This is a genomic window from Caryophanon latum (assembly GCF_001700325.1).
Taxonomy (GTDB): domain Bacteria; phylum Bacillota; class Bacilli; order Bacillales_A; family Planococcaceae; genus Caryophanon; species Caryophanon latum.
Map to the genome: position 1 here is coordinate 23,245 of NZ_MATO01000012.1, position 13,623 is coordinate 36,867.

12 protein-coding genes are annotated in these 13,623 nt (G+C 43.0%); all 12 read left to right on the forward strand.

Annotated features, from left to right (window positions below):
* Positions 1-85 precede the first annotated feature (85 nt).
* The 12 genes from mdh to dnaI all read left to right on the forward strand — a co-directional run bounded on the left by mdh (position 86) and on the right by dnaI (position 13,278).
* The gene (gene mdh / locus A6K76_RS02905; protein WP_066461915.1) at positions 86-1,024 is read left to right on the forward strand and encodes a malate dehydrogenase; all 939 of its coding nucleotides are present in this window, start codon (positions 86-88) and stop codon (positions 1,022-1,024) included.
* 214 nt (positions 1,025-1,238) lie between these two features.
* Positions 1,239-1,952: a response regulator transcription factor gene (locus A6K76_RS02910; protein ID WP_066461917.1), complete on the forward strand. Its 714-nt coding sequence runs from the start codon at positions 1,239-1,241 to the stop codon at positions 1,950-1,952.
* Entirely contained in the window at positions 1,949-3,484 is a 1,536-nt protein-coding gene (gene pnpS, locus A6K76_RS02915; RefSeq protein WP_066461919.1) for a two-component system histidine kinase PnpS, read from the forward strand. The genes A6K76_RS02910 and pnpS overlap by 4 nt, the downstream gene beginning before the upstream one ends.
* Before the next feature lie 260 nt (positions 3,485-3,744).
* The gene (locus A6K76_RS02920; protein ID WP_083995242.1) at positions 3,745-4,197 is read left to right on the forward strand and encodes a hypothetical protein; all 453 of its coding nucleotides are present in this window, start codon (positions 3,745-3,747) and stop codon (positions 4,195-4,197) included.
* Between the two features lie 185 nt (positions 4,198-4,382).
* Complete coding sequence (locus A6K76_RS02925; protein WP_066461925.1) at positions 4,383-4,721, forward strand: hypothetical protein; 339 nt, start codon at positions 4,383-4,385, stop codon at positions 4,719-4,721.
* Between the two features lie 88 nt (positions 4,722-4,809).
* On the forward strand, positions 4,810-7,428 hold the full coding sequence (polA, locus tag A6K76_RS02930; protein ID WP_066461927.1) for a DNA polymerase I: 2,619 nt from the start codon (positions 4,810-4,812) through the stop codon (positions 7,426-7,428).
* A gap of 89 nt (positions 7,429-7,517) precedes the next feature.
* On the forward strand, positions 7,518-8,387 hold the full coding sequence (mutM, locus tag A6K76_RS02935) for a bifunctional DNA-formamidopyrimidine glycosylase/DNA-(apurinic or apyrimidinic site) lyase (protein ID WP_066461928.1): 870 nt from the start codon (positions 7,518-7,520) through the stop codon (positions 8,385-8,387).
* A gap of 12 nt (positions 8,388-8,399) precedes the next feature.
* Positions 8,400-8,990 carry a dephospho-CoA kinase gene (coaE, locus tag A6K76_RS02940; protein WP_066461930.1) on the forward strand — a complete coding sequence of 197 codons (591 nt, stop codon included), beginning with the start codon at positions 8,400-8,402 and terminating at the stop codon, positions 8,988-8,990.
* A gap of 211 nt (positions 8,991-9,201) precedes the next feature.
* The gene (locus A6K76_RS02945) at positions 9,202-10,221 is read left to right on the forward strand and encodes a glyceraldehyde-3-phosphate dehydrogenase (protein WP_066461931.1); all 1,020 of its coding nucleotides are present in this window, start codon (positions 9,202-9,204) and stop codon (positions 10,219-10,221) included.
* 271 nt (positions 10,222-10,492) lie between these two features.
* On the forward strand, positions 10,493-10,960 hold the full coding sequence (gene nrdR / locus A6K76_RS02950; protein WP_066461932.1) for a transcriptional regulator NrdR: 468 nt from the start codon (positions 10,493-10,495) through the stop codon (positions 10,958-10,960).
* Between the two features lie 15 nt (positions 10,961-10,975).
* A complete protein-coding gene (locus A6K76_RS02955; RefSeq protein WP_066461933.1) occupies positions 10,976-12,352 on the forward strand; it encodes a replication initiation and membrane attachment family protein in 1,377 nt (458 codons plus the stop codon).
* The gene (dnaI, locus tag A6K76_RS02960; RefSeq protein WP_066461934.1) at positions 12,352-13,278 is read left to right on the forward strand and encodes a primosomal protein DnaI; all 927 of its coding nucleotides are present in this window, start codon (positions 12,352-12,354) and stop codon (positions 13,276-13,278) included. The genes A6K76_RS02955 and dnaI overlap by 1 nt, the downstream gene beginning before the upstream one ends.
* Positions 13,279-13,623: the final 345 nt, after the last annotated feature.

The window sequence follows — 13,623 nt, forward strand, 5'->3', positions numbered from 1 at the left end:
AATGTAAGGAAAAAGGTTTATGTTAAAAATACAGAATGTTACAATAATATAGAAGTGAAACGAAATGACAAAGGGGATTTTTGAAATGACGTTACAGCGTAAAAAGATCGCGGTTATTGGTAGTGGTTTTACAGGAGCGACTGCTGCATTTTTAGCAGCACAAAAAGAGCTTGGAGATGTTGTATTAGTAGACATTCCAGCACAAGAAAATCCTGCAAAAGGTAAAGCGTTAGACATGTGGGAAACAGCGCCGATTCAAGGTTTTGACTCATATGTAAGCGGTACATCAAACTATGCGGACATTGAAGGTGCAAGCATTGTGCTTGTAACAGCAGGTATTGCACGTAAGCCAGGCATGACGCGTGATGATTTAGTGCAAACAAATCAAAAAGTAATGACAGACGTAGCGAAAAACATTAAAGAGTATGCACCTGAGTCGATCGTTATCGTCTTAACGAATCCAGTAGACGCGATGACGTATACGATGTTTAAAGAGACGGGTTTCCCGAAAGAGCGCGTAATCGGTCAATCTGGTGTGCTTGATACAGCTCGCTTCCGTGCATTTATTGCAGAAGAGCTACGCGTATCAGTAAAAGACGTATCAGGCTTCGTATTAGGTGGTCACGGCGATACGATGGTACCACTTATTCGTTATTCGTTCGCAGGCGGCATTCCACTGACGACGTTACTATCACAGGAGCGTTTAGATGCGATTGTCGATCGTACGCGTAAAGGTGGCGGCGAAATCGTAAGCCTACTCGGTAACGGTTCAGCTTACTACGCACCAGCTGCAGCGATGATTGAAATGGCAGAGGCGATTTTAAAAGACCAAAAACGTATTTTACCGTCAATTGCGTATTTACAAGGTGAATATGGCATTGATGATTTATACTTAGGTGTACCGACATTACTCGGTGCAAATGGGATTGAGAAAATTTTCGAGCTTGAATTAACAGAGGATGAAAAAGCACAACTGCAAACTTCAGCAGAAGCCGTTCGTGAAGTAAAAGACGCATTACTATAATTAACAAGGCGGAGCGACTCGAAAAGCAATTTTTGAGCAGCTCCATCTTTTTTTGCACATATGCAGAACTATTCAGACAATGAGTAGTTATGGTATGATAAGCATATAGTTAATAAAAAAACAGCTCGTTCGTATGTGTGTATACGGAACGACGATTTCCTTGTAAGGCCTATTTGAAATGGGGGTTTCAAATACCGAATATCGGAGGAACATCATGACAAAAAATATTTTAGTAGTAGAAGATGAATTATCGATTGCGACGTTACTGAAGTACAATTTAGAGCAAGCAGGTTACAATGTGGACATAGCGCACGACGGACAAACGGGGCTAGATATGGCGCTATCATTAAAGCCGGATTTATTGCTGCTTGACGTTATGCTACCGAAGCTTGATGGCATGGATGTATGTAAGGAAATTCGTATGCATAAAATGAACACGCCGATTATTATGTTAACAGCGCGTGATGATGAGTTTGATAAAGTGCTTGGCTTAGAGCTTGGGGCAGATGATTACATGACGAAGCCGTTTAGCCCGCGTGAAGTCATTGCGCGCGTGAAAGCTGTACTGCGTCGTTTTTCACCACAAGTTGTGGCGGCACAGCAGGAATCCGCAGAAAAAATATTTGAATTTAACGGGCTACGTGTTTATCCAGACCGCTTTGAAGTGTTACTAAACGACGAATCATTAGAGTTCACGCCGAAAGAATTTGAACTGCTCGTTTATTTAATTGAAAATAAAAACCGTGTACTAACACGCGATCAGCTTCTAAGTGCTGTATGGAATTACGACTTTGCAGGAGACACACGCATTGTAGACGTACACATTAGCCATTTACGTGACAAGATAGAAGAAAATAGCCGCAAGCCGATTTTCATTAAAACGATTCGTGGGCTAGGCTATAAATTCGAGGAACCAAAAGCGATATGAAAACGTTAAGCACGCGCCTTTTTGTGTCGTTCATGGCGCTTATTGGTATTATTTTAGCTGTCCTTGGCATCGTCATAGGTCAGCTTTTTCCTGTTTACATTGGCGAGTATTTAGACCGTTCGATTGCGGCAGAGGAGCGCGTCTTATACGATACGTTACAGCAAAGTGACATTATATTAACAGAGGAAGATCAAAAGCGCCTCGTGACTGCACTTATTGACGTTGATACATCGGCATTGCTCGACGTCGCACAAGATCGTTTTTTCGTGGCGATGGTATTTTGTAGCTTCGTCGCATTTATTATTATTGGCATCGTTATTAATCGGACGGTGCGCATTTTCACCGAGCCGATTGAAAATGCGACACGCACAGCGCTTGAGTTAGCAAAAGGCAATTACCGCGCGCGTGCATTTGAAAACGGTGTGAGTAAAACAGCACAGCTCAGCAAATCAATCAATATTTTAGCGCGTAATTTGCAAGATATGACGACGATCCGTGAAATTGAAGCCGAGCGCTTAAAAACGTTAGTTGAAAATATGGGGAGCTCCCTCATGATGATTGGCCGTGAAGGAACGATTTCAATTGTGAATCGTGTGTTTTTAAAGCGATTTAATTATGCATATGATCAAGTGCGTGGCAAAGGCTTTCGTAGTATCGCATTGCCAGATGATATCGTTGAAGTCGTTGAGCATGTTTTTTTAACGGAAACGCCGATTCGTAAGCAAGTGTCAGTGCAAATTGGACATGAAATTCGACAAAATGAAATTTACGGAGCGCCGGTCGTTGGGGATCATGGTCGCTGGCTCGGCGTCGTGCTCGTTATTCATGACGTAACGGAGCTCATGCGTCTGGAGCAAATTCGAAAAGATTTCGTTGCGAACGTATCACACGAGCTGCGCACACCGATTACATCGATTAAAGGGTTTTCGGAAACGTTACTTGACGGTGCTTATAAGGACGAGGCGATGTTGCTATCGTTTTTAGAAATTATTTATAAAGAAAGCGATCGCATTCAAATTCTCGTGCAGGAGCTGCTAGAGTTATCGAAAATCGAACAGCATGGCTTCTCAGTCGATATTACGGAGACGAGCTTGCGCGACATCGTCATTAATGCGGCTGATTTAACCGGGGCAAAGCTTGAAGAGAAAAATATGGAGTTTGCGGTCGACATGCCAAATGATGTCATCGTTGCAGGGGACCCGAACCGTTTAATGCAGGTGTTTACGAACTTAATTGCCAATGCGATTAATTACTCGCTCGAAAACACGACAGTGACGATTCGTGTGTATGAGGATGAAGAAGATGGCATTGTTGAAATTCAAGATGAAGGTATTGGTATCGAGGCTGCTGAAATTCCGCGTATTTTCGAACGTTTTTACCGCGTCGATCGTGCTCGTAGTCGAAATTCAGGGGGTACGGGGCTTGGACTTGCGATTGTAAAGCATTTAGTCGAGGCGCATGACGGTAAAATTAAAGTAGAAAGTGAAGTCGGCGTCGGCACGAAAATGATTGTGCGCATTCCGAAATCGTAATTTACAAAACGTTAACATATCGTCCATAATGACTTTATATAAACAATGTATATTGAAGGTAGTGAAACCCCCACTTATATAAAATAGCGCAAACAGCCGTCCGAGCATTCGGGCGGCTATTTTTGGTTGGAAATGTTCTCCTCCAAAAAGTTGTCACGAATCGGTAAAAAAATGATGCGATGCAAAATAAAATACTAGAGAATATGATATGTTCTGCTATACTGAAAAAATAAGTTTATATGTTTCGTAGGAGGGGTAGAGTGAAAGTTGCTCGACTAGTGGAGTATTATGTAAGAAATATGTTAATTGCATTTGTGATGGCAAGTTCACTAACAGCATTGTTTAACGGTGCGCATTTTAAGTGGATGGCAGCAGAGGTTTTTGGGGTTTCGTTATTTTTCATCGGTGCATTGATGGTGAATGTATTCATTGCAGATGATGTTCGACACGTATTTTTGCGCGTGTTTCGCTATGACAAACGCCCGGACCCACGCGCATTATGGCAAGTCGGCATCGGTGCGCTATTTTTCACGGTGCAGCTTAGCGTTGTAGAAGTGTTTATGCAAGCATGGATGGCACCGACACTTGGTGGCATGCCTTTATATATTGTGTTTTCGTTTATGAATGCGTTTTTAATGACGGTTATTTATGAAGAGCTGTTTTATGAGGCGCCTGAAAACGTACAAGCGTATAAGTTTAAAAAGCTAAAATAGTGCAGTGGAGGAGTTGTTCAAAAAGTAGTTTTTGAGCGACTCCTTTTGTTGTGCAAGCAGTCTTCTATTTTACCGTTTCTGCGTAAATGTGCATACTGTTAACACTAGGAAGGTAGTGTTTACTATGTTGTGCACGAGGGTATAAAAAACTATTCCGATATTGAAAGGAGGCAGCTGAACGATCGATGATTACGTTATTCGGATTATGGATGCATCAAAGAAATACGTATTTAGCGAAAAGAAATATTTTAACAACGGACATACTTGTTGAAATGGAGCAGCTACCTTCTGTAACGATGATCCACCTATCCAAAACATATAAAGGTGTCGTTCGTTTTAACGGTCGTTCTGAGCTTGAGTTCGAATTGTTTGAGCGACAAACAAACAAGCTCGTAAAATGGTCGATGCAATCAAACGTCAGCTCTGCGAATAAGGAGCAGCTTGAGGAAGTACTACGTCCGTACTTTAAAGCGTTATTAACCGGCGTTATTGAAACGGCTGAAACATTGCTACGATATGCATAAAGCCCGCGTGTTGCCAATTGTGGTAGCACGCTTTTTTTTATGCGCTCATGTATAATAAAGAAGACATTTGCATACAAAGGAGATCGACATGACGAACGAAAAATTACTTTTATTAGATGGCAATAGCTTAGCGTATCGTGCATTTTTTGCGTTGCCGCCGCTGACGAATCAGCACGGTATTCATACGAACGCAGTATACGGCTTTACGATGATGCTCGATAAAATTATAGCAGAGGAGCAGCCGACGAAAATATTAGTGGCGTTTGATGCGGGGAAGAAGACGTTTCGTCATACGACATTTACAGACTATAAAGGTGGACGTCAAAAAACACCGCCTGAGCTGTCAGAGCAATTCCCGTACATTCGTAAGCTCATTGATGCGTACGGCATTGCACGTTACGAGCTAGACATGTACGAAGCAGATGACATTATTGGCACGCTCGCTAAAGAAGCAGAAGAAAAACAGTTAAACGTCGTCATTGTATCAGGGGATAAAGATTTAACGCAACTTGTGACAAATAGCACGACCGTTTACATTACGCGTAAAGGAATGACCGATTTAGACGTGTACACGCCGGCGTTCGTTGCTGAGAAGTACGGGCTTACTCCTGCGCAAATTATCGATATGAAAGGGTTAATGGGTGATGCGTCAGATAACATTCCAGGCGTGCCAGGCGTCGGTGAAAAAACGGCGATTAAATTATTAACAGCGTACGGTACAGTGGAAGCGGTGTATGAAAATATCGATTCTGTTAGCGGCGCGAAGTTAAAGGAAAAGCTCATTGCGAACGAGCAGCAAGCGTATATGAGTAAGCAGCTTGCAACGATTCATACAGCGGCACCGATTACGATTACGATTGACGATTTAGCGTATGCAGGGGTAAACGGTGAGGAGCTGCGTGCCATTTATCAAGAGCTCGGCTTTAAAAAGCTGCTCGACAAAACGGAATTTGCGGACGTGGAAGAGGAGCCGAAGTCGGACATACAGTATAGCGTTGTAACGGACGTTAACGCATTGCCATTTGAGGCGGCGGTGCATGTAGAGCTTGCATCCGACAACTATCATACGTCGGACGTTTTAGGAATGGCGATTGCGTCGAATGAAGGTATTCAATATATTCCGGTAGAGGCGATGAACAGCGATGTTGTGCGTCAGTGGTTAGAAGATGACATGGCGATTAAATACGTCACAGATCGCAAAGCGGCACAGGCTGCTTTGGCGCGAATCGATTTGCCACTTGAAGGGGTTGCGTTTGATTTACTGCTTGCGACGTACATTGTCAACCCATCGCTATCCGGAGACGATGTGGCGACATTAGTGGCGGAGTTTGACTACCGCGATGTGGAATCGAATGATGACGTTTATGGAAAAGGTGCGAAACGTGCGATCCCATCACAAGACGATGTCGCAAAGCATGCAAGCCGTAAAGCATTCGCTGTATGGACGCTGCGTGATGCGATTGAAGCGCGATTACACGAAAATGCACAGTACGACTTATATTACGATTTAGAGCTACCACTTGCGCGCATTTTAGGCCATATGGAAACGGCGGGCATTACTGTATCGAAGGACACGCTTCAAGCGATGGGCGATGAGCTTCGTGAGCGCCTACAAAAAATTGAAGCGGCCATTTACGACGCAGCAGGTGAGCAGTTTAACATTAATTCACCGAAGCAGCTCGGCGTCATTTTATTCGATAAGCTCGGCTTGCCGGTCATTAAAAAGACGAAAACGGGTTATTCGACTGCGGCCGATGTGCTCGATAAGCTAAAAGGTGAGCATGCGATTATCGAGCATATTTTACTGTATCGCCAGCTCGCGAAGCTTCAGTCGACGTACATTGAAGGGCTAATTAAAGAAATTCACGACGACGGTAAAGTGCATACACGCTTCCAGCAGGCGTTAACGTCAACAGGGCGCTTAAGCTCGGTTGAACCGAACTTACAAAACATTCCGATTCGCTTAGAGGAAGGTCGTAAAATTCGTCAAGCGTTCGTCCCGTCGCATCCAGATTGGTATTTATTTGCGGCCGATTATTCGCAAATTGAGCTGCGTGTGCTTGCACATATGTGTCAAGACCCTGCGCTTGTTGAGGCGTTTAATACAGGGATGGACATTCATACACGAACGGCGATGGATGTATTTCACGTCGGTGCGGACGAAGTGGATGCGAACATGCGCCGCACAGCGAAGGCAGTTAACTTCGGCATCGTGTACGGCATTAGCGATTACGGCTTATCACAAAACTTAAGCATTCCACGTCAAGAGGCGGCGGAGTTTATTGAGCGCTATTTAAAAAGCTTCCCAGGCGTGCAGCAATATATGGACATCGTCGTGAAGCAGGCGAAGGTGAACGGATACGTAACGACGATGCTAAACCGCCGTCGCTATTTACCGGACATTAACAATAAAAACTTTAATATACGCAGCTTTGCAGAGCGTACCGCGATGAACATGCCGATTCAAGGGTCAGCAGCGGACATCATTAAAAAAGCGATGATTGATATGGATGTACGATTACGAGCAGAAGGGTTGCAATCGACGCTGTTATTACAAGTGCACGATGAGCTAATTTTCGAAGGGCCGAAAGAGGAAATGGATGTACTCGCGCGCATCGTACCTGAAGTGATGGAGCAGGCGGTAAAGCTATCGGTACCGTTAAAAGTAGATGTGAGCTACGGCAAGTCTTGGTACGACGCGAAGTAACGTGCAATCAGCAGCTAAACTTTACAACTGCACGAAACAACAGGTAGCTTCAACGTTAAGAGCAGTGAAATATAATAAAAGGAGACATTATGCCAGAATTACCAGAAGTAGAAGGAGTTGTGCGACAGCTACGTGCTGTTGCAGAGCAAAAAACGATTACGCACGTCCAGCTATCACCGACGATTTACACATCGAAGGAAGCGGGCAAAGAATGCATCGTCAAAGTGTTATCGCCGGACCATTTTACGTACATGTTAATCGGCATGACGATCATACGTGTCGAGCGCCGTGCGAAATACATTTACATGACGCTTACAAAAGACGGTGAGACGTATTTACTTGCAAGCCATTTAGGAATGAGCGGTGCGTGGTTTGACGTCGAAAAGCTAAGCGACATTCCTGATGCGAAATATGAAAAGCATGCGCACGTCATATTGACGATGAGTAATGGGCGATTGCTCGTGTACTCGGACATTCGTCGATTCGGCGAGCTGCGTTTACTACGTGAGGAAGCGGATTACCGACCGCTACTGCTCATGGCACCGGAGCCGTTTGAAGCGCATGCATGCGATTATTTTTTACAAAAAGCGGCGACGAAAAAATATGCGAACAAGCCGATTAAGGCAGTCATTATGGACGGGCATGTCATTTCGGGCTGCGGCAACATTTATGCGACCGAGGCGTTGTATTTGGAGCATATTCGACCGCAAACGGTGACGAATACGTTAAGTGAGGAGCAAAAGCGCGCGTTGTTTGCACAAATTGTGCGCATTTTACAAGAGAGCATCGAAGCGGGTGGCTCGACGATTTCTGATTACCGTAACGTAAACGGGGAAGCAGGCGGCATGCAGCATCGCCTCAAAATGTACGGCAAAAAGCAATGTGCATGTGGCGCGGCGACCGAGTCACTCACGATCGCAGGGCGCACATCCGTATATTGTCCAGCATGCCAACGATAAGGGGGAGTTTTTGTGATTATAGGATTAACGGGAAGTATTGCAACAGGGAAAAGTACGGTGGCGAACATGCTTCGTGAATACGATTTACCGATTGTCGATGCAGACGTCATTGCACGTGAAGTTGTTGCACCTGGGACAAAAACGCTCGCACAAATTGCGGACGTATTTGGTCCTGAAACGATTGCACAAGATGGCACGATGGACCGCACGTATATCGGACAGCAAATTTTTCACGACAGCGATAAGCGCGAGCAGCTAAATGCGATTATTCATCCTGCTATTCGTGCGGAAATGATTGCGCAGCGTGATGCGTACGTAGCTGAAGGTAAGCACGTCATTATGGACATTCCGCTACTGTTTGAAAGCAAGCTTCAGCACTACGTCGATCGCGTTTTAGTTGTCGCCGTATCAAGCGATGTGCAGCTCGCGCGTTTAATGGAGCGCAACCGTTTTAGCGAAGAGGAAGCGCGTGCACGCATCGGTTCTCAAATACCGATTGCTGAAAAAATTGCAGGAGCTGACGCGGTGCTGTATAATGACGGCTCGCTGGACGATACGAAAGCACAATTACGAGCGGTTTTAACTAAGTGGGGCGTAATTTAACCCGAAATAAAAAACGAGGGAATGCTTAAATTCTCTCGTTTTTTGTGCTTTACGTACGTTAAATAGCGGAAATGTCATTATTTATTTTTTCGGAAAAATTTTATTATTTGATTTGTGACACATTATTGTTGGCAAATGTACGGAATATGTTATACTAATTCACAGATAATAATTTGTATATAAACAAGGCAAATGCAGGAGGAAAAATATAATGACAGTTTCTATCGCAATCAATGGTTTTGGACGTATCGGACGCATGGTGTTCCGTCAAGCAATGTTACAAGATGACTTAAACGTAGTTGCAATTAACGCAAGCTACCCAGTTGAAACACTAGCACATTTAATTAAATATGACACAACTCATGGTGTATACGAAGGTACAGTAGAAACTGCTGAGAACGCATTAATCGTAAACGGTAAAGAAGTAAAAATCGTAAGCGAGCGCGATCCATTATTATTACCTTGGAAAGAGTTAAACGTTGACGTAGTAATTGAAGCAACAGGTAAATTCAACGAGCGCAGCGGTGCAGCAAAACATATCGAAGCAGGCGCGAAAAAAGTAATTTTAACAGCTCCTGGTAAAAACGAAGATATTACAGTTGTATTAGGTGTAAACGACGAGAAGTTAGACTTATCAAAACATGACGTTATTTCAAACGCTTCTTGTACAACAAACTGCTTAGCACCAGTTGCGAAAGTATTAAATGACGAATTTGGCATCGTAAACGGTTTAATGACAACTGTACATGCTTATACAAATGACCAAAAGAACTTAGATAACCCACATAAAGATTTACGTCGTGCGCGCGCTTGTGCACAATCAATTATCCCAACATCTACTGGTGCAGCAAAAGCATTACGCCTAGTGTTACCAGAATTAGATGGCAAAATTCACGGTATGGCATTACGCGTACCAACACCGAACGTATCATTAGTTGACTTAGTAGTGGACGTTGAGCGTGACGTAACAGCTGAAGAAGTAAACGAAGCGTTCAAAAAAGCAGCAGCTGGTAAAATGAACGGCATTTTAAACTTCACGATGGAGCCATTAGTATCTTCTGACTTCAACACGACGAAGTACTCTTCAACAGTAGACGGTTTAACAACGATGGTATTAGGTAACCGTAAAATTAAAGTAATCGCTTGGTACGATAACGAGTGGGGCTACTCTGCACGTGTAGTAGACTTAACGCGTAAAGTAGTAAACGAATTAGCAGCAGTACAAGCGTAATAACAAAGCTCCTCATGCGTAGGCATGGGGAGTTTTTTTGCTTTTGTACACAATATTTTCAGCGCGTCAAATTTATGGTAGAATAATAAGTTCCTAAAGCATTTTTTCAGTTGTTTTGTCATATAGATGCGATGAAAAAATACGTATGTCCGATGAATATTTGGTATAATACATGTAATGATGAAATGGTTTCGCCTTGTAAATGAAGGCTCGTATAAAAAAGTAAGCAATAATAAATATAAATCTGTAATAAGAGCAGGAGAAAACGAATATGAGATGTCCCGCATGTCAACATAATGGGACGCGTGTAGTAGACTCACGACCGGTGGATGATCATAAAGAAATTCGTCGTCGTCGTGAATGTGAAGCATGCGCGTTTCGTTTTACAACATTTGAACGAATTGAAGAAACACCGCTAATCGTCGTGAAAAAGGATGGCTCACGTGAAGAGTTTACGCGTGAAAAAATTTTGCGCGGCTTAATTCGCGCCTGTGAAAAGCGACCGATTAGCTTAGAGGAGCTAGAAAGTGTTGTGCATTTAATTGAAAATGATTTACGACGACTTGGACAAGCGGAAGTGCAGTCTGAGACGGTCGGTGAAATGACGATGGAGCGTTTATCGATGATGGATGAAGTCGCATATGTGCGCTTTGCCTCGGTATATCGCCAATATCAAGATATTAATGTGTTTATTACGGAGCTAAAAGAGCTTCGTTTAAAGCAGCAACATAAGCAGTAGAGAGGATTGAGACGAATGCATATTTTACATGAACTTCACGCCACGGATACGTATGAAATTCGTCTCCCTCATAATTTATCAACGTATGAACGGCAACTTATGACGTTATTGTATCAGCCAATTATTGGGGCGGATGCAGTGACGATGTATTTCACGCTTTGGACAGAGGCAGAGTACGAATCAGGGCTACAAGTGCACTATTATTTAATGAATATGCTCGGGCAGCCACTGCGCCATATTTTTGAATCGCGCGTTACATTGGAGGCAATTGGCTTATTGCGTACGTTTTCGAAAAAAACGGAAAACGGGCAGCACTTTTCATATGAGCTTGTGCGACCGCTTGATGCCGAAACATTTTTTAGCGACCCGCTACTATCGATGTTTTTATTTAGTAAAATTGGCGAGCAAGCATATCGAAAATTACGTGCACGTTTCATTCATAAAAAGCGCGACGATGATTACCGCGAAGTGACGCGCTCGTTCGTCGATGTATTTGTGCCAGTGCAGTTAAACATGCCGCAAGATTTAATGACCGTGCCGAAAGTGGAGACTTCGAACAATTATCCGTTTCATTATGAAATATTTGATTTTACGTTGCTGCGTGCAGGTTTGTCGGAGCAACTTGTACCATCAACAGCGCTGACGATGACGGCGAAAGAATTAATTGCAAAGCTTGCCTTTTTATATCGGCTATCACCTCTTGATATGCAAAAAGTAGTAATCGCCGCATTGGATGAGCATAATGAATTGCCGTCGCAGCGCTTAATACAAGAGGCGCGTTCGTATTATAAAATGATGAAATCAAAAGAAATGCCGAAGCTAGAGAAGCATATTCAACTCACAAAGCCAGAGCCAGTACCGGAAAAGCGAGAGCTAACGTTGCAAGAGAGAAAGCTGCGTTATTGGGCGCAAACGTCACCAATCGATGTGCTTCGTGAGCTATCGGGCGACCGCGAGCCACCACCGTCTGATATTGAAATTGTTGACTCACTCATTTTGCAGTACGGATTGGAAATGGAAGTAGTAAATGTATTGATCGATTATGTCATGATTACGAAAAATAAACGAATGCCGAGAAAGTATATCGAAACGATTGCAGGGCATTGGCAACGTGAAAATATTAGAACCGCACAAGAGGCGATGGATTTAGCTCGTAAAGGGCACGATGATTATCGTCAATGGAAAGATCAGGAGGAGAAAAAATCTTCTTCGCCGCGTTCGTATAAGCAAAAGCAAGGGACAGGTCGCGTTGAAAAGTTGCCTGATTGGTTTGAAACTCGACATGAAAAGACAGAAGAACAGTTAACTAAAGAACAAGAGGCAGAGCTAGAAGAGGAACGACGAAAATTGTTGGAAAGCTTAGGGTTAGCTGATGAAGAGGTGAATAATTAATGGAACCAATTAATGAAGCGATGAAGCGTGCGATGCCAGTAAGCTTTCAGGAACGTTACGAACAATTAAAGCGCGAAATTTTAGAGGAGCCACGCATTCGCTCCTTTTTATTAGCGAATCGTTCTGAGCTAACGAAAGAATCTGTCAATCGCAGTATTCCGAAGCTACAGGAGTTTTTAAATCAAAGTGCTACGTGCTGCGGGGCAGAAAATTCCGCGAGCTGCACGAATATGATGAACGGTATGATTCCAGAGCTATTTATTGTGCGCGGTACAATTGATATTCGCTATCGAGCGTGTAAACAACGTAAATTAGAAGATGATCGACGCGATATATCGAATCGAATTGCTAGTATGCATATGCCAAAAGATGTATTACGCGGTAGATTAAAGGATTTAACTTTAAGACCAGATAGAAGAGAAATTTTGAAAAAAGTAGGTGCCTTTTTAAAAGCGACACAATCAGGACAAATACCAACAAAAGGATTGTATATTTACGGTAATTTTGGTGTTGGTAAATCGTTTGTACTAGGTGTTATTGCTAATGAATTGGCATATTTAGGAGTTCAGTGTGTTCTCGTATTCGTTCCCGAGTTTATTCGGGAATTAAAAGCCGCAATTGGTGATAATACACTTCAACAAAAATTAGATTTCGTGAAAAAAGCACCTGTATTAATGTTAGATGATTTAGGCGCTGAAACAATTACTGCTTGGACACGAGATGAAATTTTAGCGACGATTTTACATTATCGTATGAGTGAACAATTACCAACATTTATTACATCAAATTCAAATTACGATGATTTAGAAGACCATCTAGCGTACTCCAATAAAGGAGACCAAGAAAAGTTAAAGGCAGCACGTATTATGGAACGAATCAAAGCAATTACAGAGCCAATTGAAATGGTTGGTAATAACCTCCGTTGATTAATGGCGTCTGCACACTCGTCATTTCAGTCATAAGTGTGCGGGCGCAGTTTTCGGCTACGGTCAATGGCGTCTTTTAAAATAAAGAAAAAGTCATCGAATCGAGTTGATCATTTTCGCAGTTGCATTTTCAGAAAAACGCGCGTATACTTTTAAAGTAATGAATACAACTACTTGCGTTGAAGAGGACAACAAATATGTGAAACGCTTTATAAGAGAGGGAAGTCACCGGCTGCAAGCTTCCTAAAGACGCCATATATTTTACTACCTTGGAGCATCGGTGGGGACAATCCATCGACGTTTAACAGTGCGTTAACTGTCCGAGCTTCGTTCAAAGCATTGACT

Coding starts and splice junctions, on each gene's coding strand:
- A6K76_RS02925 (WP_066461925.1), top strand. CDS start 4,383: ATGATTACGTTATTCGGATTATGGATGCATCAAAGAAATACGTATTTA.
- A6K76_RS02945 (WP_066461931.1), top strand. CDS start 9,202: ATGACAGTTTCTATCGCAATCAATGGTTTTGGACGTATCGGACGCATG.
- A6K76_RS02910 (WP_066461917.1), top strand. CDS start 1,239: ATGACAAAAAATATTTTAGTAGTAGAAGATGAATTATCGATTGCGACG.
- polA (WP_066461927.1), top strand. CDS start 4,810: ATGACGAACGAAAAATTACTTTTATTAGATGGCAATAGCTTAGCGTAT.
- dnaI (WP_066461934.1), top strand. CDS start 12,352: ATGGAACCAATTAATGAAGCGATGAAGCGTGCGATGCCAGTAAGCTTT.
- nrdR (WP_066461932.1), top strand. CDS start 10,493: ATGAGATGTCCCGCATGTCAACATAATGGGACGCGTGTAGTAGACTCA.
- mdh (WP_066461915.1), top strand. CDS start 86: ATGACGTTACAGCGTAAAAAGATCGCGGTTATTGGTAGTGGTTTTACA.
- mutM (WP_066461928.1), top strand. CDS start 7,518: ATGCCAGAATTACCAGAAGTAGAAGGAGTTGTGCGACAGCTACGTGCT.
- A6K76_RS02955 (WP_066461933.1), top strand. CDS start 10,976: ATGCATATTTTACATGAACTTCACGCCACGGATACGTATGAAATTCGT.
- pnpS (WP_066461919.1), top strand. CDS start 1,949: ATGAAAACGTTAAGCACGCGCCTTTTTGTGTCGTTCATGGCGCTTATT.